The following is a 24,489-nucleotide window of genomic DNA, read 5'->3' as shown; positions in this document are numbered from 1 at the left end:
CAAGAAATGAATCGCCACCAACGCATGCTCCTGGCGCAAGAAACGCTGGTCATCCTTACGCAAAAGCGCTACACGACACCTGAAGGCCTGCCCGTCGATCTCACGGCACTCATCGATGAATGCGCGCGTTCGACCCGCTATCTCGACGCACCCGAAGCCCGTGCACTGATCAGGCAAGTCTCTGCACGGCCTCGGCAACCTCATCCGGCATCCATCGAGGTAGTCAATGAAACTACGCTCGCCGGTCTCTCGCGTGCATTGCGCGAAAGCAATGACCGCGTCGCGGCATTGAACTTCGCATCCGCGCGCAACCCCGGTGGCGGTTTCCTCGGGGGCAGCCTCGCCCAGGAAGAATCGCTGGCAAGCAGTTCCGCCCTCTATTCGTCGCTGCTGCAAGCGCCGGAGTTCTATGAGCGACACCGTGCCATGGAGTCATGCTTGTATTCGGACGCGCTGATCTTGTCGCCTGACTGCCCTGTTTTCCGTGCCGACGATGGCGGACTCATGCAACAGCCAGAGCTGGTGACGTTCATCACCTGTGCTGCGCCGAATGCAGGTGCCGTTGCAAAGAACCAGCCAAGCGACATCGGGCAGGTTGAGGACACGCTTTGCAAACGCGCCGAGTTCGTGCTGGCACTGGCCGCCCTCCAACACTGTCCCACCCTGATTCTTGGCGCGTGGGGCTGCGGCGTTTTCCGGAATGATCCGGCCATGGTGGCACGGGCATTTCGCGACCACCTCTACAGCGATGCGGCGTGGGCAGCCCGATTCGATCGAGTCATCTTTTCGGTGTTCGACACCTCGGCTCAGCAGAAGGTTTACGAGACATTCAAGGAAGTGCTTGCATCATGAACGCGCCACTCCCGACAGAGTCGCACCTCACCCAGCGCGCACGCTGGCCCCAAAGCGGCAGGCACATCCTTGCCCATCACGACGAGGCATCGGTCATCGTCTACCAGGCCTATCGCCCCGCCATCGGCGAGTACGCCATCCGCCACGGCCGACTCGATGGGCCGGACTTCAGTCTCTCGCGCATGAGCTGGATCAAGCCGAACTTCCTCTGGATGATGTACCGCTCGGGCTGGGGCACCAAGGAAGGCCAGAAGGTCACGCTGGGCCTGCGGTTGCGCCGCGCGTTCTTCGAGCGCGTGGTGCGCGAGGCGGTGCCGTCGACCTTCGATGCGGCGAGCTACCCGAGCCCCGAAGCGTGGCAGGAGGCCGTGGAGCGGTCCGAGGTCCGCCTGCAATGGGACCCGGACCACTCGCCGAAGGGCGGCAAGCTGGAACGCCGCGCGATTCAGCTCGGACTGCGCGGCCGCACGCTGGCCGCATTCGCGCACGAAGAGCTGCTGGAGGTCATCGACATGCGCGCCTTCGTGGCCGCGCAGCGCCTGCTGGCGCAGGACGACAGCCCGGAGCTGCAACTGCCGGTGGAGCATGTGCTCGACATCGGCCTCGAGAAGGAAAAATCGAAATGACGAACACGACGATCACCACGCCCCGCAGCACCCGCGAGCTGCCCGCCTACTTCGCGCAGGGCCATCGCCCCGAGTACCTGCTGTTCTGGGGCCACCAGGCACCGAAGACCGGCGTGAACAAGAGCTGCTTCAGCCAGTGGTTCGAGGCGGCCTTCACCGTAGACGGCGTCCGGTACCGCACGGCCGAGCATTTCATGATGGCCGGCAAGGCGCGCCTGTTCGACGACCAGGAAACCTGCGAGCGCATCCTCGCCGCGCGCACGCCCGGAGAGGCCAAGAAGCTGGGCCGGCAGATCCGCGGCTTCGACGAGGCCGCGTGGGTTGCCGCGCGGCTGGACATCGTGACGCAGGGCAATATCGCCAAGTTCGCGCAGAACGCGGAGCTCGGCGCCTTCCTGCTCGGCACCGGCCATCAGGTGCTGGTGGAGGCCAGCCCGGTCGACCCGATCTGGGGCATCGGGCTCGCGGCCAACAGCCCTTCGGCACAGGACCCGCGCGAATGGAAGGGGCTCAACCTGCTGGGCTTCGCGCTCATGGCCGCGCGCGATGCGCTGAGGCAGCAGCAGTGAACGCCATCGAGCGCTACCGGGGCTGCCTGCTCGGCCTGGCCTGCGGCGACGCCGTGGGCACCACGGTCGAGTTCCGCTCGCGCGGCAGCTTCGCTCCGGTCACCGGCATGCACGGCGGCGGCCCCTTCGGGCTGATCGCCGGCGAATGGACCGACGACACCTCGATGGCCCTGTGCCTGGCAGCGAGCCTGATCCACTGCAAGGGCTTCGACGCGGTCGACCAGATGAACCGGTATTGCAACTGGCGCAGCGTGGGCTACATGAGCAGCACCGGCAACTGCTTCGACATCGGCCTGACGGTGTCGGGCGCACTCACCCGCTACCTCGCATCGGGCGACCCCTTCGCCGGCGACCCCGATCCGCGCACCGCCGGCAACGGCGCGTTGATGCGCCTCGCCCCGGTGCCGATGTTCTACGCGGCCAGCGCGGAGGCCGCCTGGAAGCAGGCCGGCGAGAGCACGCGCACCACGCACGGCGCGCAGGAAGCCATCGAATGCTCGCAGCTCTTCGCGCTGCAACTGCGTTCGGCGCTGCTTGGCGAAGACAAGGCCGCGATCCTCTCGACCGAGCCTCTGGCGCCGCTGAGCGCGAAGGTCACGGCGCTGGCGGGCGGCGCCTACGCTTCGAAGCCCGTCGAGCAGATCAGGGGATCGGGCTACTGCGTCGAGTCGCTCGAAGCGGCGCTCTGGTGCTTCGCGAACACCGACTCCTTCGAAGAGGCCGTGCTCGCCGCAACCAACCTAGGCGACGACGCGGACACCACGGCAGCCATCTGCGGCCAGCTCGCGGGCGCCTTCTACGGTGTCGACGCCATTCCGCGCGACTGGCTCGACAAGCTCGTGATGCGCAACGACATCGAACGGATGGCCGGCGAGCTGCTGGCGCTGTCGACGGGCTGAGCCTGTCGGTCACTCCTGCGTGACGGCGGCCGCCTCGCCCACCCGGCGACCGTCGAGCTGGCTGCCCCCCTGCATCAGCGACACGGCGACCACCGCATTCGACGCGTCCCGACGGAACACGACCTGCGCCCCGATGGCGGTCACGGCGAAACGGTCGGCGCCCGTGGGCGTGAGCGCGCTGTAGCCGCGCCCCGTCTCGCGCACCAGCAGCCTGCCGCTGCGCACGGCGAAGCTCAGCGACTTGGACTTCGTCACGCGGTACTCGCCCTTGTAGTCGTCGAGCCGCTTCGGGTCGAGGGGCACTTCCGTCGTCGGCACCGGGTAGCGGCTCTTGCCGATGGCCAGCATCACCGACTGCATCGGCGCGCGCGCGTTGCTGCTGAGAACGATCATCGCCTCGCCCGTATCGGGCGCGAGCAGCCACAGCGTGCGGTAGCCCTCGGTGACGCCAGCGTGGTAGTAGGTGCGCCGGCCGCCCTCGGGGCCGCGCACCATCACCGCGTAGCCGATCTCGGCGCCCTCGTAGCGCGCCAGCGGCGTCAGCATGCGCGCGGCGGCCGGGCCCAGGGGGCCATTGGCCCCCGCGAGGACGGCGCGGCTGAAGGTCATCATGTCGGCGGCCGTGGAGCGCAATGCGCTGGCGGGCGCGTAGGCCTGCATGTCGAACAGCGGCTGGCGGCGGTCGCCGGCGAAGGCCGGCGCCATGCGCGAGGCCTTGTCGCCGAGCGTGATGACGGTGTCGTTCATGCCCAGCGGCTCGGTGATGCGCGCGCGCACCAGTTCGCCCCACGAGGTTTCGTAGTGCTCGGCGAGCAGCTGGCCGAGCAGCGCCATGCCGAAGTTGCTGTACGCGCCCTCGCACGGCGGCGCCGCGGCCGTGAGCCTGATGCGCGCGAGCGCGGCCCAGAACAGGGGCTTGTCGAAGGAGTGGAACTGCTCGACGAGCGGCGCGCCGCCGGTCACGCCGTCGGCCATCACGGGCATGCAGCCGGTGTGGGTGACGAGCTGGCGCAGCGTGACCGAGGCCACCGCCGGCGAGAGGCCCTCGACCTTGCCGGCGAGCAGCTTGCCCACGGTGTCCTCGAGCTTCAGGTCGCCGCGCTGCACCGCCTGCGCGAGCAGCAGGCCGGTGAACACCTTGGTGACGGAGCCGATCTCGAACATCGGCTGCTCGGCGCTGCCGGACGCGATGGCGCGCGGGGCCGAAGGCGGCTCGGGGTTGTAGGCCGCGCCGTAGGCAGCCTGACCGTTGCGCAGCGTGCCGACGACCAGCGTGCCGCGCTCCGCGCCGAGCGCGGCCCTGGCCAGCACTGCCGGATCGCTCGCCAGCGTCAGAGGCTGCTGTGTCTGCTGCGGCGGCTGCAGTTGCGCGACGGCATTGCCGGCCACCAGCAACGGTACGAGAAGCGAGGCCGCGAGCCAGGAACGGTACAGCAGCGGGGCATGGGGCAGGAGCCGCATCGTCGGAATCCTCAGGCGTCGTCGAAGAGCCGCCATCGTGCCATGCCCCGAGCGCCACGACGACAATGGCCCGATGCGCGCATTGCTCACCACCTTCTCCTGGCAGGAACTCCGCCACCATCCATGGCGCAACGCGGCCGCCGTGCTCGCGGTGATGCTGGGCGTGGCGCTGGCCTTCTCGGTGCAGCTGATCAACGCTTCTGCGCTCGACGAGTTCTCCAGCGCGGTACGCTCGGTCAACGGCGAGCCCGACCTCGAGGTGCGCGCCGTGCAGGGCGGCTTCGACGAGGCGGTGTTCGCGCGACTGGCCCGGCACCCCCAGGTGGCGCTGGCGAGTCCGGTATTCGAGTTCCAGGGATTGGCGCTGGCCGGCGAACGACAGGCGCCGATCCGCGTGATCGGCATCGACGCACTGGTGCTGCCGACCATCGCGCCCGCGCTGATGCCGCAGGTGGCCGCGGGCGCCGACCGCTTCGCGCTCTTCGCGCCGGGCCGCGTGTTCCTCAACCTCGCGGCGCGCGACGCGCTGGGCCTGCCTGCACAGGCACCCGGCGAGGGCGCCACGGAAACGGTGCAACTGCGCAGCGGCGACGCCTGGCACCCGCTCACGGTAGACGGCCACGTGGCCGCCGGCGGCAAGGCGCTCGCGGTGATGGACATCGCGGCCGCGCAGGAACTCTTCGGCCGCATCGGCCAGCTGAGCCGCATCGATCTGCGGCTGGCGCCCGGCACCGACCGGGCGGCCTTCATGGCTTCGCTGCAGAAGTCGCCCGACTGGCCCGCGGGCGTGCAGTTCGCCGAGCCCGGCGATGCGGCGCAGCGCGTGAGCAACCTGTCGCGCGCCTACCGCGTGAACCTCACGGTGCTGGCGCTGGTGGCCCTCTTCACGGGCGCCTTCCTGGTGTTCTCGGTGCTGGCGCTCAGCGTGGCCAAGCGGGCGCAGCAGTTCGCGCTGCTCGGCGTGCTCGGACTCACGCCGCGCGAGCGGCTGCGGCTGGTGCTGGCCGAGTCGCTGGTGCTGGGCCTGATCGGCAGCGCGGCCGGTCTCGCGCTGGGCACGGCGCTGGCGGCCTTCGCGCTGCGCGTGCTGGGCGGCGACCTGGGCGGCGGGTATTTCGAGGGCGTGGCGCCCACACTTCACTGGAGCGCGGGCGCCGCCCTGCTCTACGGTGGGCTCGGCGTGCTGGCCGCGCTGGTCGGCGGCTGGTGGCCCGCGCGCGCGGCGCAGGCGCTGCCCGAGGCGCAGACGCTCAAGGGCCTGGGCGCGGCGCCCACGCAGGGCAATGGCCACTGGCTCGCGCTGGGACTGATCGCGCTGGGCGCGGTGCTGGCCAGGCTGCCCGCCATCGGCGGCATTCCGGTGGCGGCCTACCTCTCGGTGGCATGCCTGCTGGTGGGCGGCATCACCGCCCTGCCCTGGCTGATCGCGCTGCTGTACGACCGCGTCGCGCCGCTGTTCGCGCAGCGCGTGCTGCCGATGCTGGCCGTGGAACGCGCGCGGCGCATGCGCGGCACGGCGGCGGTGGCGGTCAGCGGCGTGGTCGCGAGCCTCAGCCTTGCCGTGGCGCTCACGGTGATGGTGGCGAGCTTTCGCGATTCGGTGACGCAATGGCTCGACGTGGTGCTGCCCGCCGACCTGTACGTGCGCGCCACCTCGGGCGGGCGCGGCAGCAACAGCGGCGGCGCCAGCAGCACCGACACCGCGACCTTTTCCCCGGCCTTCGTGCAGTCGCTGGCGCAGCTGCCCGGCGTGGCGCGCACCGGCACGCTGCGCACGCAGTCGCTGCAGCTGGATGCGACGCGGCCCGCGGTGACGCTGATCGCGCGCAGCCTGGAAGGCAGTGCCGCGCAATCGCTGCCGCTCGTGGGCTCCGCGCTGCCAGTGCCGGAAGGACAGGTCGGCATCTACGTGAGCGAGCCGATGGAGGAGCTCTACGGCGCGAAGCCGGGCACTACGTTCGCGCCGCTGTCGGGAGCCATGGGCAAGGCACGGGTGTCGTTCTTCGTGGCCGGCGTGTGGCGCGACTACGCGCGGCAGTTCGGCGCCATCACCATGGACGCGCGCGATTTCGAACGCATCACCGGCGAGCGCAACGTGAGCGACGTGGCGCTGTGGCTCGCGCCCGGCGCATCGGAGGGCGCCGTCCAGAACTCCGTGCGCGAACTCGCCGCACGCCAGGACGACGGCTCGGCCGGGTCGGTGGAGATCGCGTCGGTGGGACAGATCCGTACGACCTCGCTGCGCATCTTCGACCGCAGCTTCGCCGTGACCTACTGGCTGCAGGCGGTGGCCATCGCCATCGGCCTGTTCGGCATCGCCGCGAGCTTCAGTGCGCAGGTGCTGGCGCGGCGCAAGGAGTTCGGGCTGCTCGCGCACCTGGGCTTCACGCGGCGGCAGGTGCTGGCTGTGGTGGCGGGCGAAGGCGCGGCGTGGACCGCGATCGGCGCCGTGGCGGGGCTGGGCCTCGGGCTCGCGGTGTCGGTGGTGCTCGTGAAGGTGGTGAACCCGCAGAGCTTCCACTGGACCATGGACCTGCTGGTGCCATGGGAGCGCCTGCTGGCGCTGTGCGGCGCGGTGGTGGCCGCCGGCACCGTCACGGCCTGGCTGGCCGGCCGTGCCGCCGCGGGCAAGGACGTGGTGCTGGCGGTGAAGGAAGACTGGTAGGTCTGTAGCCTCGCACGGCCTGCGTCTCAGGGCTGTCCGCAGACAAAACCCCGGTACCAGCTCGCGATCTTGCTCCACGGGATCTCGACGGTCGGGGCAATCTCCTCACCCCAGGTGACGAGGCCGAACGCCGCCCCGTTCTGCCTCACGTCGACGGAGAGCGCCAGCATGAAATGGCCGCCGAAGACGCGCATCAGCGCGGACTGGCGGTGGTTCCTGCCTCGCGCCATGTTGGCCAGGCTGTCGGCGGCGACCAGCATGACGGTGTAGCCATTGGTCAGTCGCTGGTGCATCTTCAGCAGATGCGGCCGCATGAGGTTGTTGCCCAGGTTGGTACGGTCGGCCTTCATGCGCAGGCCGTGCAGACGCCAGCCGTCATGGACATGGTCTTCGACGTTGCTGTAGCCGGCATCGCGCATCCACTTCATCATGGAAGCCGGCGACGACATGCCTTCTAGCGTCCTGTTGGTGCTGGCCGAGCGATAGGCAAAGATGTTGCTGGCTTCGCGCAGGCTGGCCAGCGCTATGTAGTCGGCTTCGCGAATCTCGTTCGCGCCGGCCCCCGGGTGCTTGCCCAGCAGGTTCGATCCCGACTTGACCTTCACGGTATGAGCCCCGAGGTCGCCCCTGCGGTTCTCGGCCAGGCCAGTCACGTACAGCACGTACTCCTCGATGTCGTGCCGCGCGACGCCGTGCATGAACGTGACCGGCCCGCAGAGCGGGTGGTTCTTCTGGTCTATGTACTTGTAGCGGACGATCCTGACGATCAGCTGCAGCGCGATCAGTTCGCGGGAGAAGTGGCGCCAGGGCAAAGGGGCCTGCGCCTGCAGGAAGCCGCCGTGGTACACGCCCAGCAGAGACAGTGGCGTACCGATCACACTGTCCAGCGCACGCTGCTCCCGGGCGCTGGGCGTCCAGTAGGTCTTCAGCATCCCGACGAAGGCACAGACCTCGCCGATCGCGGGGACAGCAACAACGCTGTCGGCCATGTCCAGCAGGACCCCCAGCTTTTGCGCGGGTGTGTTGAACACCCACAGGCCGTTGTGATTCGGATCCATGGTCTGGGCAAGCGTGGGCATGGAGGCCTGTTCCTCGGCAGTCGTCGACGATCGACTCTAGCCTCGGCGCCATGAATGAAAAATCCCCAGGATCGGGGATTTTTCGTCGTCACATCCGGGAAGAGCTCACTTCCCCGGCGTGAGCTGGATCCGCTCCAGCGTCTCCTTTTCCACTGCGGCACGGCTGTAGACCAGCGGCACGTACTTGCCCTCCAGCCACAGCGGCGCGAGGTCGCGGTAGTTCGGGCTCTCGGGGTTGCCCGACTGGCCCGGCGCGTTGATGACGCGCGAGGCGTCCCAGTTGCCCACGTCCAGCACCATGCGGAACGACGCACCGGAGGTCAGCTTGTAGTCGCTGGCCCGGTAGGTCGCGGCCATCGGAGTGAAGGAAGAGCCGGACATCGGCCAATCGCCCACGTCGAGCTTCTTGCGCGTGGAAGCATCGACCACGCCGCCCAGCGGATGGCGGAACTCGGCGCGGTGCAGCGCGCCCCACTTCCAGGTTGCGGGGTCGGGGCCGAGCTTGGCGGTGAGCTCCTGCATCGCCGCGGGCAGGGTCTTGAGCAGCAGTGCATCACGCTGTTCGTTCGTGACCCAGCCGAACGGGTTCTCCAGCAGCAGCACCATGCGCGTGTTGTCGCCGGGCGCGGCCAGCGCCGCGCCGGCATCGCCCGCGCCGGCCTTGAGCACGGCGGCGCGCAGCGGCTTGCTGCTCCACACTTCGTAGAGCGCGGCGGCGGCGCTGTCACGGTCCATGGTGCCGTCCCAGCCCTGCAGCATGCGCAGCGCGGTCGCCGTCTGCGCATCGTCGCTGCGCAGGCCCGACAGCAGCTTCAGCAGCCGCTGCGCGGGCGTGGCGACGATGTCGTTCTGCATGCGCTCCGAGTCCTCGACGGAGAAGCGCGAGCCCGCCGCCACCTTGGCCGCGAACAGCTCCTTGAGCCGACGGGCGCGCGCCGCGTCGCTCCACTCGTAGCCCACGCCCTTCTTCGCCGCGGGATGGTCGGGCGGAATGTTGTTCTCGTTGGCCGTCACCACATAGCCGCGCGCGGGGTTGAACTCCGAAGGCAGCTCGTCGCCGTTGCGAAAGCCCGACCACTCGTAGCGGCCATCGCCCGGCACGGGCATCAACCCGTCCCAGTTGGGGCGAATGGGCGTGAGGCCGCCGGGAATCCAGCCGACGTTGCCGCCGGTGTCGGCGTAGACCTGGTTCTCGCCCGGCGCGCCCCAGCGGTTCATGGCCGCGCGGAACTGGTCCCAGTTGCGCGCGCGCATGTAGTCCATCGAGCCGAAGTACGGCGCCATGCCGGGCTCCAGCCACGCAGCGCGCAGCGCGAACGCGCGCTGCTTTCCAGGCTCCGACAGCAGCACCGGCCCGTGGCGCGTGAAGGTGTTGACCACCTCGCGCGGCGCGCTCTCGCCCTTGACCGTGATGCGCTCGGTGACGCGCACCATCTGCTCCCATCGGCCCTGGTAGCGGTACTCGTTGGGGTTGCGCGGGTTGAGCTGGTACACGTACAGGTCTTCCTGGTCCATGTAGAAGCGCGTGAGGCCGAAGGCGATGGTGCCGTTGTGCCCGATCGAAAGGCCCGGCAGGAAAGGCTCGCCCGCGCCGATGACGTCCATGCCCGGCGCGCTCAGGTGCGCCATGTAGCGAAGGCTCGGCGCGCCGTGCGCGCGGTGCGGGTCGTTGGCCAGGATGGGCCGGCCGGTGGAGGTGAGCTTCGGCGAGATCACCCAGTTGTTGCTGCCGTAGGCGCCGGTGGGGTCGCCTTGCGAAGCCTGCTGCTCGTCCGTCGAACCGGCATCGGGCCGCAGGCTCGCGGTGGTCGCGACGAGCTTCGTGTTGGTCTTGCTGAACTGCGGCGCCTCGGTGGCCCGCATGTAGGCCGCGCGCAGTTCGGCCGCCGGGATGGTGCACGGGTCGAGCCCCTGCGGCACGCGCGGGTTGACCGGCGGATCGAGCTCGCGGCGCAGCCAGTCGGCCTTGATGCCGGCCCCCCCTGCGCAGAAGGCGCGCGCGCGGTCGATCTCGGAAGTGAAGTTGAGCGTGAGGCCATGGTGGCGGATGCGCACCACGTCCTCGGGCGACCACGTCGCAGGCTGGTAGCCCAGCAGCGCGAACTCCGGCGGCAGCAGCGAAGGCTGCGCACGTACCTGCGCCACGTAGGCGTTCACGCCGGCGGTGAAGGCCTCGGCCACGCGCTTGGCATCGGAGCCGTAGGCCAGCCATTCGCGGTACATGTCGCCGCGATAGAGCACGGCACGCGCGGCGCGGTCGTTCTCGACCCAGGCGGGACCGAAGTCCTTCGCCATCTCGCCGAGGCCGCGCTTGCGCCAGAGGTCCATCTGCCAGAGACGATCGCGCGCGGCGATGAAGCCCTGCGCCACGAAGGCGTCGTAGAGCGTGCCCGCGTACAGGTGCGGCACGCCCCAGCGGTCCACCAGCACCTCTGCCGGCTTCTCGAGGCCGGGCACCGCGAAGGACGAGGAAGGTCGCGTCGGCGTCTTCGCATCGGGAGGCCCCGAGGCACAGCCCGCGAGCACGAGAACGGTGAGGGATGCGAGCACAGTCGCGCGAAAGGAATGCCTTTGACCTAACGAGCGCCGCGATGCCGGGCGCAGGTTTGTTCTTTTCATGAGCCTCGTCTCCTGCCTTGTCTTGTTCGTTGATGGATGGCAGCGAACAGTATCCCGATTTGCGCGCCTCGTGGGCGTTACAAGGCGCGACTTGTAGACTGGCGCACCCATGCAGCAAGCACCTTCTTCTTTCTCTCTTTCGCGCCGAGGCCTGCTGCTGGCCGCGCTCGCATCGGGGCCGCTGGCCGCATGGGCATTGCCCGAGCGTCGCCTGGAGTTCCCGCGCGACTTCGGCAGCCACCCCGAGCTGCGCACCGAGTGGTGGTACATCACCGGCCACGCGAAGACATCGGCCGGGCGTGAATTCGGCTTTCAGGTGACCTTCTTCCGTTCGCGCGTGGAGGCCACGCAGGACATGCGCTCGGCCTTCGCAGCGAAGCATCTCGTGTTCGCCCACGCGGCGATCACCGACCTCGAAGGCCGCGTGCTGCTGCACGACCAGCGCATCGCGCGCGCGGGCTTCGGCGTTGCGGAGGCGAGCACGAGCGACACCGACGTGCGCATCCGCGACTGGTCGCTGGTGCGCGAGAACGGCCTCTACCTCGCGCGCATTCCGGCCGGAGAGTTCGCGCTTGAGTTGCGCTTCACGCCCACGCAAGCGGTGCTGCTGCAGGGCAGCGCCGGTCTCTCGCGAAAAGGGCCGGAGGAATCGCAGGCCAGCTACTACTACAGCGAGCCGCAGCTCAAGACGCAGGGCAGGCTCACGCTCAAGGGACAGGCCTTCGACATCGCAGGCACCGCGTGGCTGGACCACGAATGGAGCGAGGCGCTGATGCACCCCGAGGCCGTGGGCTGGGACTGGATCGGCATGAACCTCGAGGACGGCAGCGCCCTCACCGCCTTCCATCTGCGGCGCAGCGACGGCAGCGCACTGTGGGCCGGTGGCTCGTTCCGCCCGCGCGACGGCACGGCCCGCATCTTCAGGAACGACGAAGTGCGCTTCGAAGGCCTCAAGACCTGGAACAGCCCCCGCACGCAGGCGAAGTACCCGACACGATGGCGCGTACAGACGCCCGCCGGCAGCTTCGAGGTGCGCGCCCTGCTCGACGACCAGGAGCTGGACAGCCGCGGCTCCACAGGCGGTGTCTACTGGGAAGGCGTGAGCGACCTGCTCGACGCACAGGGGCGCCGTGTAGGACGCGGCTACCTGGAGATGACAGGCTACGCCTCGCCGCTGAAGCTGTAAATGTTGTCACCACGCTCGGGGGCTGACAACCGAACACCGCCTACATGCGTTGGGAAAATTTCCCATAAATAATCGACCAACTCAGAGGAGCCCCATGAAAACCCGAATCGCAATGCTGGCCGCGGCCGGCGCTCTCTCCATCCTCGCGAGCCCACTGGCCGCCAACGCGCAGGTCTCGGTCAACATCAATGTCCCCGGACTGGTGATGACGGCCCCGCCCCCGCCACGCTACGAGCCCCTGCCCCCGCCGCGCGGCGGCTTCGTCTGGGTGCCGGGCCGCTGGGTCTGGGACGGTCGTGCCTATGCATGGCACGCGGGCGGCTGGCAACCGGCGCGCGCGGGCTACGTGTATGCACCGGGCCGCTGGATCGAGGACCGCGGCGGCTGGCGCTGGAACGACGGCGACTGGCGCCGCGAAGCCCGCCGCGAGGCACGCCGCGAACGCGAATGGGAAGAAGACCGCCGCCACGACCGCTACGAGCGCGATCACCGGCACGGCCATGACCGCGGCGATTTCTGCCCGCCCGGCCAGGCCAAGAAGGGCAACTGCTGAGGCGCAGGCCCACAGAGCCCTCAACGAAAAAGGGAGCCGGAAGGCTCCCTTCTTGTTTGTCCACGTCCTACTTCGCCCGTCGCCGGTCGATGAACGCGATGATCTCGCCCATGATCCCCTTGCGGAAGGCCAGCACGCAGATCACGAAGATCAGGCCCGTGACCATGGTCACCGACTCGCCCAGCGTGTTGAACCAGTCCACCGTCGTGATGCGCGCGAGGAAGTTGCCGAGTTCGCCGATCTTGTTCTCCAGCAGCACCACCACCGCCGAGCCCACCAGCGGACCCGAGAGCGTGCCGAGACCGCCTACCAGCGTCATCAGGATGACCTGGCCCGAGGCGGTCCAGTGCACGTCCGACAGCGTGGCGAAGCCCAGCACCAGCGTCTTGAGCGAGCCGGCCAGCCCCGACAGCGCCGCCGAGATCACGAAAGCCAGCAGCTTGAAGCGGCTCACGTCGTAGCCCAGCGAGAGCGCGCGCGGCTCGTTCTCCTTGATGCCCTTGAGCACCTGGCCGAAGGGCGAATGGATGGTGCGCACGATCAGCAGGAAGGCCGCGACCACGATGAGCAGCGCGACGTAGTACATCGTGAGGTCGTTCGACAGGTCGATCACGCCGAAGAGCTTGCCGCGCGGCACGCCCTGCAGGCCGTCTTCGCCGCCCGTGAACTTGGCCTGCAGCGCGACGAAGAACATCATCTGCGCGAGCGCCAGCGTGATCATCGCGAAGTAGATGCCCTGCCGGCGGATCGCCAGCACGCCGAAGATCCAGCCGAGGAAAGCACCGGTGAGCGTGCCCGCGATCAGGCCCAGCTCGGGCGTGAGGCCCCAGACCTTGATCGCGTGCCCCGCCACGTAGGCCGAGCCGCCGAGGAAGGCCGCGTGCCCGAAGGACAGCAGGCCGGTGAAGCCCAGCAGCAGGTTGAAGGCAGCCGCGAAGAGCGCGAAGCACATGAGCTTCATCACGAACACCGGATAGGCGCCGAAGAACGGGGCCAGCACCAGTGCGAGCAGCAGCAGCGCGTAGACGACGGTGGAGATTTTTTTCTTGTTCATGCCGCTCGCCTCTTCATTTCTCTTTGCCGAACAGGCCGGCGGGGCGGATGAGCAGCACGATGACCATGATCACGAACACAACCGTCGAGGACGCCTCCGGATAGAAAACCTTGGTGAGCCCTTCGATCACGCCGAGCCCGAGGCCGGTGAGGATGGCGCCCATGATCGAGCCCATGCCGCCGATCACGACCACGGCGAACACCACGATGATGAGGTTCTGCCCCATCAGCGGCGAAACCTGGATCACCGGCGCGGCGAGCACGCCGGCGAAGGCGGCCAGGCCGGCGCCGAAGGCGTAGGTCAGCGTGATCATCAGCGGCACGTTGACGCCGAAGGCTTCCACGAGGCGCGGGTTCTCGGTGCCGGCGCGCAGGTAGGCGCCGATGCGCGTCTTCTCGATCACGTACCAGGTGGCGAAGCACACCACCAGCGATGCCACCACCACCCAGGCGCGGTAGTTTGGCAGCACCATGAAGCCGAGGTCGGTGGCGCTCGACAGCGCGTCGGGCGCGTCGTAGGGCAGCCCCGAGACGCCGTAGATCGAGCGGAACACGCCTTCGATCAGCAGCGTGAGGCCCAGCGTGAGCAGCAGGCCGTAGAGGTGGTCGAGCTTGTAGATCCAGCGCAGCAGCAGCCGCTCGATGACCACGCCGAAGATGCCGATGACCACGGGCGCCGCGATCAGCATCACCCAGTAGTTGATGCCGAAATACTCCATGGCCATCCACGTCAGGACAGCGCCGAGCATGAACAGCGCGCCGTGCGCGAAGTTGATGACGTTGAGCAAACCGAAGATCACCGCCAGCCCGAGGCTCAGGATGGCGTAGAAGGAGCCGTTGACCAGCCCCAGCAGGAGCTGGCTCAGCAAGGCGGGAAGGGAAATGTTCATAGAAAGTTCAGGACGCCACTGGCCGTTTCTTCTTTTTCGCGGGGGCCGCCGCGCACGGCCGCCCGAAGCGGCCGGCCCGCCCCCCTTGCAAAGGGAGGTTGGCGAAGCGACACGCAGTGCGCGCGGCCTGGGGGGTTACTTCCACAGCGCGCACTTGCTCTCGGCCTTGGTCGTGAAGACCTCTTCGCCCTTCAGCTTCTGGACCACCTTGTAGTAGTCCCACGGCTGCTTCGACTCGGCCGGCGACTTCACCTGCACCAGGTACATGTCGTGCACGAAGCGGCCGTCCTCGCGCACAAAGCCCTTGGCGTAGAAGTCGTCGATCGGCGTCTTCTTGATCTGCGCCATCACCGTGTCGGCATCGGTGCTCTTGGCGGCCTGAACGGCCTTCAGGTAGGTCATGGTGGCCGAGTAGTCGGCGGCCTGGATGTCGGTGGGCATGCGCTTGGTCTTCTCGAAGAAGCGCTTGCCGAAGGCGCGCGTCTTGTCGTCGAGGTTCCAGTCCCAGCTGGTGGTCAGCAGCAGGCCCTCGGTGTTCTTCAGGCCCAGGCTGTGCACGTCGGTCACGAACACCAGCAGGCCGACCATCTTCATGGTCTTGGTGATGCCGAATTCGCGCGCCGCCTTGATCGCGTTCTGCGTGTCGCCGCCCGCGTTCGCGAGCGCCAGCACCTGCGCCTTGGAGTTCTGCGCCTGCAGCAGGAACGAGGAGAAGTCGGAGGTGTTGAGCGGATGCTTCACGCTGCCGAGCACGGTGCCGCCCTTTTCCTTCACGACCTTGGTCGCGTCGGCTTCGAGGGCCTGGCCGAAGGCGTAGTCGGCCGTCAGGAAGTACCAGCTCTTGTCGCCGCGCGCGATGACGGCGCTGCCCGTGCCCTTGGCCAGCGCCACGGTGTCGTAGGCGTAGTGCACGGTGTAGGGGCTGCACTGCTCGTTGGTGAGCGCCGAGCTGCCCGCACCGTTCACGATGAACACGCGCTTCTTCTCCTGCGCCACCTTGGCCATGGCCAGGCCGGTGCCCGAGCTGGTGCCGCCGAACAGCATCGTCAGGCCCTGCGTGTCGATCCACTCGCGTGCCTTGGAAGCGGCGATGTCGGCCTTGTTCTGGTGGTCGGCCTGCAGCAGCTCGATGGGCATGCCGTTGACCTTGCCGCCGAAGTCGTCGATGGCCATCTGGATCGCCAGGGCGCCGTTCTTGCCCTCCACGTCCGCGTAGAGGCTGGACATGTCGGTGATGAAACCGATCTTGACCTTCTCCTGGGCCTGCGCGGCGCCGGCGGCCAACGCAACGGCAAGGGACAGGCCGGAAAGCACGAACGTCTTTTTCATGGTCAGGATCTCCTGGTTGAGGAACGAAGAATCGTGGGAACGGGCATCACTTCCAGAACGCGCACTTGCTCTCGGCCTTGGTCGTGAAGACCTGGTCGCCCGGCAGCGTCTTGAGCACCTTCAGGTAGTCCCAGGGCTTCTTCGACTCTGCGGGCGACTTCACCTCGACCAGGTACATGTCGTGGATGAAGCTGCCGTCTGCGCGGATCTGGCCCTTGCCGTAGAAGTCGTCGATCTTCATGCTCTTGAGCTGCGCCATCACCTTGTCGGAGTCGGTGGTCTTGGCGGCGGCCACGGCCTTCAGGTAGGTCATGGTGGCCGAGTAGTCGGCGGCCTGCACGTCGGTGGGCATGCGCTTGGTCTTCTCGAAGAAGCGGTTGGCGAACTTGCGCGTCTCGTCGTTCAGGTCCCAGTACCAGCTGGTGGTGTGCAGCAGGCCTTCGGTGTTCTTCAGGCCCAGGCTGTGGATGTCGCTCAGGAAGACCAGCAGGCCCGCCGTCTTCATCGTCTTGTTGATGCCGAATTCCTTGGCGGCCTTGATCGAGTTGATGGTGTCGCCGCCCGCGTTGGCCAGACCCAGGATCTGCGCCTTGGAGTTCTGCGCCTGCAGCAGGAACGACGAGAAGTCGGATGCGTTCAGCGGATGGCGCACAGCGCCCACCACCGTGCCGCCCTTCTCCTTCACGACCTTGGTGGTGTCGGCTTCCAGCGCGTGGCCGAAGGCGTAGTCGGCCGTCAGGAAGAACCAGCTCTTGCCGCCGCGGTCCACGACCGCCGCGCCGGTGCCCTTGGCCAGTGCCACGGTGTCGTAGGCGTAGTGGATGGTGTAGGGGCTGCACTGCTCGTTGGTGAGCACCGAGCTGCCGGCGCCGTTGTTGAAGTACACGCGCTTCTTCTCTTCGGCCACCTTCGCGGTGGCCAGCGCCACGCCCGAGTTGGTGCCGCCGAAGACCATGGTCACGCCTGCGGTGTCGATCCATTCGCGGGCCTTGGAGGCGGCGATGTCGGCCTTGTTCTGGTGGTCTGCGGTCAGCAGCTCGATGGGCTGGCCCAGCGCCTTGCCGCCGAAGTCGTCGATGGCCATCTGGATGGCGGTGGCGCCGCCCTTGCCTTCGAGGTCGGCGTACAGGCTCGACAGGTCGGTGACGAAGCCGATCTTCACCTTTTCCTGTGCCTGCGCGGCGCCAGCACTCAGCGCGAGGATGCCGATGGCGGTAGCGATGAGACCGAGTTTTTTGATCATGGCGTGTTGTCTCCTGGAGGAATCTTTGTGGGATTGAAAAAGGTCTGTCTTGTGGACGCGTGCCCGTGTCAGACGCCCAGCAGCTCGGTGAGCACGGGCATCTTGGCTTCGAGTTCGGAGGCGCCGAACTTCTCGACGATGCGGCCGTGCTCCATGACGTAGAAGCGGTCGGCCAGCGGCGCGGCGAAGCGGAAGTTCTGCTCCACCATCACGATGGTGTAGCCCTTGGCCCGCAGCGTGGTGATCATGCGGGCCAGCGCCTGCACGATGACCGGTGCGAGGCCTTCGGAAATCTCGTCGAGCAGCAAGAGCCGCGCGCCGGTGCGCAGGATGCGCGCGACGGCCAGCATCTGCTGCTCGCCGCCCGACAGGCGCGTGCCCTGGCTGTGGCGGCGCTCGGCGAGGTTGGGGAACATGGCATAGATCTCTTCGACCGACATGCCCTGTCCCACGCCCTTCAGCTCGGGCGGCAGCATCAGGTTTTCCTCGCACGAGAGGCTCGCGAAGATGCCGCGTTCCTCGGGGCAGTAGCCGATGCCGAGGTGCGCGATGCGGTGCGTCGGCATGCCGATGGTCTCGCGGCCGTTGACCTCGATGCTGCCCTTGCGTGCACCGGTGAGCCCCATGATGGCGCGCAGCGTGGTGGTGCGGCCCGCGCCGTTGCGGCCCAGCAGCGTGACGACCTCGCCCGGCTGCACGACCATGTCGACGCCGTGCAGCACGTGCGATTCGCCGTACCAGGCTTGCAGGCCCTTGATTTCGAGTGCGGCGGTCATGTCAGTGGGCCCCTTGCAGTTGGCCTTCGGTGGTGCCCATGTAGGCTTCCATCACCTGCGGGTTCTTCGAGACTTCCGCGTACGGCCCTTCGGCCAGTACCGCACCGCGCTGCAGCACGGTGATGGTGTCGGCGATGGTCGACACCACGCTCATGTTGTGCTCCACCATCAGGATGGTGCGTCCGGCCGACACGCGCTTGATGAGCTCGGCCACGCGGTGCACGTCTTCATGGCCCATGCCCTGCGTGGGCTCGTCGAGCAGCATCAGCTCGGGCTCCATGGCCAGCGTGGTGGCGATCTCCAGCGCGCGCTTACGGCCGTAGGGAAGGTTCACCGTCTGTTCGTCGGCGAGCTCTTCGAGGCCGACTTCAGCCAGCAGTTCGCGGGCTCTGGCATCCAGCGGCTTGAGCGACTTCTCGCTCTTCCAGAAGTGATACGAGGTGCCGAGGCGGCGCTGCAGGCCCAGCCGCACGTTCTCGAGCAGCGTGAGGTGCGGGAACACGGCCGAGATCTGGAACGACCGGATGATGCCGCGCCGCGCGATCTGCGCGGGGCGCTCGCCCGTGATGTCGTGTCCGTTGAACAGGATCGTGCCGGTGGTGGGCTCGAGGAACTTGGTGAGCAGGTTGAAGCAGGTCGTCTTGCCGGCACCGTTCGGCCCGATGAGCGCGTGGATGGAACCGCGCGCCACGGACAGGTCGACCTTGCTGACCGCAGTGAACCCCTTGAATTCCTTGGTGAGCTGGCGTGTTTCGAGAATGACGTCGCTCATCTCGCGAAGTCGCCCGGGTTCGTGGAAAGAAAGTCGGTCATGCGCTCCATCTCAATGCGCCACCATCGAGCGCGGACCGATTGTTCGTGCGCGTCTCCCGCTTGCATACTGGGGCAAATGCCTATGCTGCAGTGCAACCATTTCACGGTCTTGCCAGGCTTGTGCGGCACGACTGTCGTCTCGACGACAAAGGAGGCATTCGAGGTGCGGCGAAGGCCCGCCGCTTGTTGCGCTCGCAGCGCCGACTTTCGTTGGGGAAAGCACAGCGCGCCGCGTCGCGGAGGCCAACCTAAACTGCCCCGGACTCATACGCCAAGTCCCATGCACGACCCGAAGAACGACCTGCCGCAAGACTGGATGAAGGACATACCCCGCGCCGTCGCGCAGGCCCAGCGCTCGCTGCGCACCAGTGTTCCGGATTTGCAGTGGCGCTTCCTGCGCGAGAACGAGTGGCTGCGCGACGAAGTTGCACTGGTGCACGCGGAAGAGGCCGCAGGCGGCGCGGTGCCCGAGATCGCCCACGACGACATCGTGCACGGCCGCGTGTCGCGGCGGCAGATCGAGCGCATCCGCCGGCGCGGCTGCGTCGTGGTGCGGCGCGTGTTCGACCCGGCCCAGGTGCTCGAGTGGAACGAGGAAATCCGCCGCTACATCGACGACAACGGATACCTCGAGCGCGCGCGCTCGAAGGCCGGGCTCGACAAGTACTTCAGCGCGCTGGCTTCGGGCCGTCCGCAGATCTTCGGGCTGTACTGGTCGCGTCCGCAGATGCTGGCGCGCCAGGCCGAAGCCATGGACAGCACGCGTTCGTTCCTCAACCGGCTCTGGACGTACGAGAAAAACGGCGTGCGCTTCTTCGACCCCGACCGACAGGCGAACTACGCCGACCGCATCCGTCGCCGCGAGCCCGGCGACGTGACGCTGGGCCTGTCGCCGCACTCCGACGGCGGCTCGGTCGAGCGCTGGTGCGAGCCGAGCTTCCGCCCCGTCTACCGCGAAGTCTTCGAAGGCGATCTCGCGCGCTTCGACCCCTTCGATGCCGAAGGCCGCACCGGAACCCGCGAGATCCCCTCGCCTGCCGTGTGCTCAGCCTTCCGCACCTTCCAGGGCTGGACCGCGCTGTCGCGCCAGGGGCCGGGCGACGGCACGCTGCGCCTCGTGCCGGTGGCGCGCACCGCGCCCTGGATGCTGCTGCGCGCGCTGATGCCCGACGTGCCCGAAGGCGACCTCTGCGGCGCGCAACCCGGCCGCGCTCTCGGCGCCACGCCCGAATGGCATGCGGCGCTGCGCGAGGGACTGGTCTCCATTCCGCTGATGGAGCCGGGCGACACCGTGTGGTGGCACCCCGACGTGATCCATGCGGTGGAAGACCGGCACAAGGGCAGCGAGCACAGCAGCGTCATCTACATTGCCGCCGCGCCCTGGTGCGACAAGAATCGCGACTTCATGGCACGGCAGGCGCCCGCCTTCCTGGCCGGTCGCAGCAGCCCCGACTTCGCGCCCGAAGACCACGAAACGGACTTCAAGGGCCGAGCCACCATCGACGACCTCACGGCCCTCGGCAAATGCCAGATGGGGCTGCGTCCCTGGGACCAATGACACCCCTCACATGCCGAACTTCCGCTCTCCCGACTTCCTGACCGACCACATCCTGCACACGCTGGCCTTCTACGAGCCGCGCAGCCTCGACGCCACCGGCGGCTTCTTCCATTTCTTCAAGGACGACGGCACGGTGTACGACCGGCGCACGCGCCACCTCGTGAGCAGCACGCGCTTCGTCTTCAACCACGCGATGGCCTACCGGCGCTTCGGCACTCCCGCGCATCTCACGGCCGCGCGGCACGGCCTCGCGTTCATCGAACGCGCCCATAGACAGCAGAGTGGCGGCTATGCATGGCAGATCGACTGGCACCAGCGGCGCGCCACTGTGCAGGACGACACCAACCGCTGCTACGGGCTGGACTTCGTCCTGCTCGCGCAGGCGCATGCGCTCATGGCCGGCATCGAGGAGGCGTACCCGGGGCTCGACCACACCTGGCAACTGATGGAAAGGCATTTCTGGGAGCCGGGGCACCAGCTCTATGCCGACGAAGCCACCGTCGACTGGCACGTGGGCGCCTATCGCGGGCAGAACGCCAACATGCACGCCTGCGAAGCGCTGATGGCCGCCTTCGAGGCCACGCAGGAGAAGCGCTACCTCGACCGCGCGCTGGCGGTGGCCGAATCCGTGACCGGCCGGCTGGCCGCGCTGGCCAACGGGCTGGTCTGGGAGCACTACCGGAAGGACTGGTCGGTCGACTGGGACTTCAATCGCGACGACAAGTCCGACATCTTCAGGCCCTGGGGTTTCCAGACCGGACACCTCACCGAATGGGCCAAGCTGCTGCTTCAGCTCGAGAGCCATCTCGCCGCCGAGGACCGCACGGCCGACTGGGCGCTGCCGCGCGCGCGCCACTTCTTCGAGACCGCCATGTTCCGCGGCTGGGACGTGGACAACGGCGGCCTGATCTACGGCTTCGGCCCCGACGGCGCGGCGTATGACGGCGACAAGTATTTCTGGGTGCAGGCCGAGAGCTTCGCCGCGGCCGCCCTGCTCGCGGTGCGCACCGGCGAGACCGGCTACTGGGACTGGTACGACAGCATCTGGACCTACAGCTGGACGCACTTCGTCGATCACCGCCACGGCGCCTGGTACCGCATCCTCACGCCGGAGAACCGGAAGATCAGCGACGAGAAGAGCCCCGCCGGCAAGACCGACTACCACACGATGGGCGCCTGCTACGACGTGCTCAAGGCGCTGCGCGCCTGAAGAAAGCCTGCTCTTTCGTGGAACACCGCGGAACCGGCTCTGCCGGGCCGCAGGTGTTGCCCCCGGAAGGGGTTGGCGTAGCGACACGAAGTGCGCGCAGCCTGGGGGAGAGCCTAGTGCGCGCCGGCGGCGGCATCGCCACCTGCTCCACCCTTCTGAGGCCTCGCCAGCCACACCAGCGGGATCAACAACAGGAACAGGATCGCCGACGCATAGAAGATGTCATTGGTCGCCAGCATGTAGGACTGCTGGTCGACGATGCGATTGATCTGCCCCATCACCTGGTCGGTGCCGAAGCCGTTGGCGTTGAGCCCGGCCATCGCGCTCGTGGCCGCGTTGTTGCCCTGGTTGACCGTTTCGGCCAGCTGGGCGTGGTGCAGCGTCGCGCGGTTGTCCCACAGCGTGGTCGTGATCGAGGTGCCCATCGCGCCCGCGGTGATCCGCAGGAAGTTCGACAGCCCCGAGGCGGCCGGGATGCGGTCGGGCGTGAGGCCCGACAGCGTGATCGTCACCAGCGGGATGAAGAAGAACGCCATCGCGATGCCCTGGATGATCGTCGGGATGATGATCGTCACGAAGTCGGCCTGCGTGTTGAAGTTCGAACGCATCCACAGCACAAGCGCGAACACCAGGAACGAGAAGGTCGCGTAGCGGCGCGGGTCGATCTTGGCCACCGTGAGCCCAACCACCGGCGAGAAGAAGATGGCCAGCAGCCCCACGGGCGCCATGATCATCCCCGCCTGCGTGGCGGTGTAGCCCATCCACTGCTGAAGCCACAGCGGCAGCAGCACCACGTTGCCGAAGAAGAGGCCGTAGGCCACCGCCGTCGCCACCGCGCCCGACCAGAAGTTGCGGCGCTTGAAGAGCGACAGGTCGACCACCGGGTGCTTGTCGGTCAGCTCCCAGACGAGGAAGAACGCGAAGCCGACGACCGACACCACCGCCAGCGTCACGATCTGCGCGGAGTGGAACCAGTCGAGCTCCTTGCCCTTGTCGAGCATGAGCTGCAGCGAGCCCACCCACAGCACCAGCAGCGCGAGGCCGACGGCGTCGATGGGCACCTTGTGCGTGGCGCTCTCGCGCTTGTGGTACAGCGCCCAGGTGATGGCGGCCGCGACGATGCCAACCGGGATGTTGATGTAGAAGATCCACGGCCACGAGATGTTGTCGGTGATCCAGCCGCCGAGCAGCGGCCCCATCACCGGCGCGACCAGCGTGGTCATGGACCACATGGCCATCGCGAGGCCCGCCTTGGCGCGCGGATAGCTCGACAGCAGCAGCGCCTGCGACAGCGGGATCATCGGCCCCGCGACGAATCCCTGCAGCGCGCGGAAGGCGATGAGCGTCGTCATGTTCGGCGCGAGGCCGCACAGCAGCGAGCTGATCATGAACAGGATCACGCTGGCCATGAACAGACGTACCTGTCCGAAGCGCTGCGTCATGAAGCCCGTGAGCGGCACCGCGATGGCGTTGGCCACCGCGAAGCTCGTGATGACCCAGGTGCCCTGCGTGGTGCTCACGCCCAGGTCACCCGAGATGGCGGGCAGCGACACGTTCGCGATCGACGAGTCGAGCACGTTCATGAAGGTTGCCGCGGAGAGTGCAACCGTGCCCCAGACGCGGGCTGCGCCCTCGAGCGGCGGATGCGCAACGTATGCAGGAGCAGCGGTGGCCATGGGCGGAGCTGTTTACCTGTAGGACAAGAAGCGGAGGAAGGACGCGCGGGCGATCAGCCCGGCTGTCCCTGCACTGCCACCGAAGCGCCGCCCGATGACGACGCGGGACCCTTGGTCGCGGCAGCGGCGGTGGCCGGCGTGTTGCGTCCGAGGTTGGCGGCGATGATGCGCTCCACCTCGGCATCGGCGCCGCGGTCGAGCTGGCTGTAGACCTGCGTCTGCGTCAGCGCGGTGGCGCGCGGCGCGTCGGCGAGCATCTTGCCGGTCTTCTGCGAGATGTCGACCTCGGCATCCATCGACAGGCCGATGCGCAGCGGGTTCGCCTTGAGCTGCTCGGGGTCGAGCGCGATGCGCACGGGCACGCGCTGCACCACCTTGATCCAGTTGCCGGTGGCGTTCTGCGCGGGCAGCAGCGCGAACGCACTGCCGGTGCCCACGCCCAGGCCGGCGACCTTGCCGGAGTATTCGACCTTCTTGCCGTAGACGTCAGCCGTGAGCTTCACGGGCTGGTCGATGCGGATGTTGCGCAGCTGCACTTCCTTGAAGTTGGCGTCGACCCACAGCTGGTTGAGCGGCACGATCGACATCATCGGCGTGCCGGCCGAGACGCGCTGGCCGAGCTGCACCGTGCGCTTGGCGACGTAGCCGTCGACCGGCGCGGGCATGGCCACGCGCTGGGTGGCGAGGTAGGCCTCGCGCACCTTGGCGGCGGCGGCCAGCACGCTCGGGTGCTGGGACACGCTGGTGCCTTCGGTCAGCGACTGGTTGCTGACCAGCGCCTCGCGCGCTGCCGTCACGCCGGCCTGCGCGGCGGCGAGCTGGCTCTTGGCCGTGTCGAGCTGCGTCTCGGCGTGGTTGAGTTCTTCCTTCGACACGGCGCCGTTGCCCGACAGCGCGCGGCGGCGTTGCAGGTCGTCCTGCGCCTTGGCGATGTCGCTCTGCGCCTTGACGATGTCGGCCTGGCGCAGCGCGACCTGCGCGGCCAGCGAGCCGTTGTTGGCGTACAGCGTGCGCGTCTGGCGCACAGTCTGCGCGAGTGCGGCCTCGGCCTGCTCCAGCGCCACCTTGGCGTCGGCCGGGTCGAGCTGCACCAGCGGCTGGCCGGCCTTCACGAAGTCGGTGTCGTCGGCGTTGATGGCCATCACCGTGCCGCCGATCTGCGGCGTGATCTGGATGACGTTGCCCTGCACGTAGGCGTTGTCGGTGTCCTCGTAGTGGCTGGCCACCAGCCATTCGTAGAGGCCCCAACCGCCGCCGGCGACGATCACCACCGCGGCGAGCGCGGTGAGTGCGCGGCGGCGCTTGCCGTTGCCGGCGGGCGCCTCGGGGGCGGCGGAAGCTGCGGCTGCAGCGGGCGTCGGAGTGTTGTTGTCGCTCATGATGAAGTTCTTTCCGAAGACGAAGGGGTCGGGCCGGGCTGTACCTGGGCTGT

The 24,489-nt window shown here is 68.0% G+C and carries 20 protein-coding genes; 9 read left to right on the top strand and 11 right to left on the bottom strand.

Annotated elements, in window-relative coordinates:
- The first annotated feature begins 6 nt into the window (after nt 1-6).
- Genes BMY35_RS24475 through BMY35_RS24460 form a run of 4 tightly spaced genes read left to right on the top strand, consistent with a single transcriptional unit; the run spans nt 7 to nt 2,946 of the window.
- The gene (locus BMY35_RS24475) at nt 7-852 is read left to right on the top strand and encodes a TIGR02452 family protein (protein WP_093204891.1); all 846 of its coding nucleotides are present in this window, start codon (nt 7-9) and stop codon (nt 850-852) included.
- On the top strand, nt 849-1,478 hold the full coding sequence (locus BMY35_RS24470; RefSeq protein WP_093204889.1) for a DUF4291 domain-containing protein: 630 nt from the start codon (nt 849-851) through the stop codon (nt 1,476-1,478). The genes BMY35_RS24475 and BMY35_RS24470 overlap by 4 nt, the downstream gene beginning before the upstream one ends.
- Nucleotides 1,475-2,047 carry an NADAR family protein gene (locus BMY35_RS24465; RefSeq protein WP_093204886.1) on the top strand — a complete coding sequence of 191 codons (573 nt, stop codon included), beginning with the start codon at nt 1,475-1,477 and terminating at the stop codon, nt 2,045-2,047. The genes BMY35_RS24470 and BMY35_RS24465 overlap by 4 nt, the downstream gene beginning before the upstream one ends.
- Nucleotides 2,044-2,946, top strand: coding sequence for an ADP-ribosylglycohydrolase family protein (locus BMY35_RS24460; RefSeq protein WP_093204882.1), 903 nt, complete (start codon nt 2,044-2,046; stop codon nt 2,944-2,946). The genes BMY35_RS24465 and BMY35_RS24460 overlap by 4 nt, the downstream gene beginning before the upstream one ends.
- 9 nt (nt 2,947-2,955) lie before the next feature.
- On the opposite strand, the gene BMY35_RS24455 is transcribed toward BMY35_RS24460, so the two are convergent.
- Entirely contained in the window at nt 2,956-4,407 is a 1,452-nt protein-coding gene (locus tag BMY35_RS24455) for a serine hydrolase domain-containing protein (protein WP_093204879.1), read from the bottom strand.
- 73 nt (nt 4,408-4,480) lie between these two features.
- Between BMY35_RS24455 and BMY35_RS24450 the strand changes: the two genes are divergently transcribed.
- Entirely contained in the window at nt 4,481-7,072 is a 2,592-nt protein-coding gene (locus BMY35_RS24450) for an FtsX-like permease family protein (RefSeq protein WP_093204877.1), read from the top strand.
- 26 nt (nt 7,073-7,098) lie between these two features.
- On the opposite strand, the gene BMY35_RS24445 is transcribed toward BMY35_RS24450, so the two are convergent.
- Together BMY35_RS24445 and BMY35_RS24440 are read right to left on the bottom strand one after the other, a co-directional pair.
- Entirely contained in the window at nt 7,099-8,151 is a 1,053-nt protein-coding gene (locus BMY35_RS24445; RefSeq protein ID WP_093204875.1) for a hypothetical protein, read from the bottom strand.
- A 105-nt stretch (nt 8,152-8,256) separates the two neighbouring features.
- On the bottom strand, nt 8,257-10,770 hold the full coding sequence (locus BMY35_RS24440) for a penicillin acylase family protein (RefSeq protein WP_093204872.1): 2,514 nt from the start codon (nt 10,768-10,770) through the stop codon (nt 8,257-8,259).
- 109 nt (nt 10,771-10,879) lie between these two features.
- Between BMY35_RS24440 and BMY35_RS24435 the strand changes: the two genes are divergently transcribed.
- The gene (locus BMY35_RS24435; protein WP_093204871.1) at nt 10,880-11,956 is read left to right on the top strand and encodes a lipocalin-like domain-containing protein; all 1,077 of its coding nucleotides are present in this window, start codon (nt 10,880-10,882) and stop codon (nt 11,954-11,956) included.
- A 94-nt stretch (nt 11,957-12,050) separates the two neighbouring features.
- A complete protein-coding gene (locus tag BMY35_RS24430; protein WP_093204868.1) occupies nt 12,051-12,509 on the top strand; it encodes a YXWGXW repeat-containing protein in 459 nt (152 codons plus the stop codon).
- Between the two features lie 67 nt (nt 12,510-12,576).
- On the opposite strand, the gene BMY35_RS24425 is transcribed toward BMY35_RS24430, so the two are convergent.
- The 6 genes from BMY35_RS24425 to BMY35_RS24400 form a co-directional block, all read right to left on the bottom strand.
- On the bottom strand, nt 12,577-13,563 hold the full coding sequence (locus tag BMY35_RS24425) for a branched-chain amino acid ABC transporter permease (RefSeq protein ID WP_093204866.1): 987 nt from the start codon (nt 13,561-13,563) through the stop codon (nt 12,577-12,579).
- Nucleotides 13,564-13,576: 13 nt separating this feature from the next.
- On the bottom strand, nt 13,577-14,452 hold the full coding sequence (locus BMY35_RS24420) for a branched-chain amino acid ABC transporter permease (RefSeq protein ID WP_093204864.1): 876 nt from the start codon (nt 14,450-14,452) through the stop codon (nt 13,577-13,579).
- A 135-nt stretch (nt 14,453-14,587) separates the two neighbouring features.
- Nucleotides 14,588-15,781, bottom strand: a complete 1,194-nt coding sequence (locus BMY35_RS24415) for an ABC transporter substrate-binding protein (RefSeq protein ID WP_093204861.1) — start codon at nt 15,779-15,781, stop codon at nt 14,588-14,590.
- A 46-nt stretch (nt 15,782-15,827) separates the two neighbouring features.
- The gene (locus BMY35_RS24410; protein WP_093204859.1) at nt 15,828-17,024 is read right to left on the bottom strand and encodes an ABC transporter substrate-binding protein; all 1,197 of its coding nucleotides are present in this window, start codon (nt 17,022-17,024) and stop codon (nt 15,828-15,830) included.
- Nucleotides 17,025-17,092: 68 nt separating this feature from the next.
- Nucleotides 17,093-17,800 (bottom strand): ABC transporter ATP-binding protein, encoded by a 708-nt coding sequence (locus BMY35_RS24405; RefSeq protein WP_093204855.1) that lies wholly within the window; start codon nt 17,798-17,800, stop codon nt 17,093-17,095.
- Nucleotide 17,801: 1 nt separating this feature from the next.
- Entirely contained in the window at nt 17,802-18,572 is a 771-nt protein-coding gene (locus BMY35_RS24400; protein ID WP_093204853.1) for an ABC transporter ATP-binding protein, read from the bottom strand.
- Between the two features lie 321 nt (nt 18,573-18,893).
- Between BMY35_RS24400 and BMY35_RS24395 the strand changes: the two genes are divergently transcribed.
- Nucleotides 18,894-20,171 carry a YbiU family protein gene (locus BMY35_RS24395; protein WP_256229440.1) on the top strand — a complete coding sequence of 426 codons (1,278 nt, stop codon included), beginning with the start codon at nt 18,894-18,896 and terminating at the stop codon, nt 20,169-20,171.
- A 10-nt stretch (nt 20,172-20,181) separates the two neighbouring features.
- Nucleotides 20,182-21,381, top strand: a complete 1,200-nt coding sequence (locus BMY35_RS24390; protein WP_093204851.1) for an AGE family epimerase/isomerase — start codon at nt 20,182-20,184, stop codon at nt 21,379-21,381.
- Nucleotides 21,382-21,494: 113 nt separating this feature from the next.
- Here the strand turns inward: BMY35_RS24390 and BMY35_RS24385 are convergent, their stop codons facing one another.
- Together BMY35_RS24385 and BMY35_RS24380 are read right to left on the bottom strand one after the other, a co-directional pair.
- Entirely contained in the window at nt 21,495-23,057 is a 1,563-nt protein-coding gene (locus tag BMY35_RS24385) for a DHA2 family efflux MFS transporter permease subunit (RefSeq protein ID WP_093204848.1), read from the bottom strand.
- A gap of 53 nt (nt 23,058-23,110) precedes the next feature.
- On the bottom strand, nt 23,111-24,436 hold the full coding sequence (locus BMY35_RS24380; protein WP_093204846.1) for an HlyD/EmrA/EmrK family protein: 1,326 nt from the start codon (nt 24,434-24,436) through the stop codon (nt 23,111-23,113).
- Nucleotides 24,437-24,489: the final 53 nt, after the last annotated feature.

This window comes from Variovorax sp. YR750, from assembly GCF_900109805.1.
Classification (GTDB): domain Bacteria; phylum Pseudomonadota; class Gammaproteobacteria; order Burkholderiales; family Burkholderiaceae_C; genus Variovorax; species Variovorax gossypii.
Note: the sequence above shows the minus strand (reverse complement) of the source record. Positions and strands in the feature narration are given on the sequence as shown.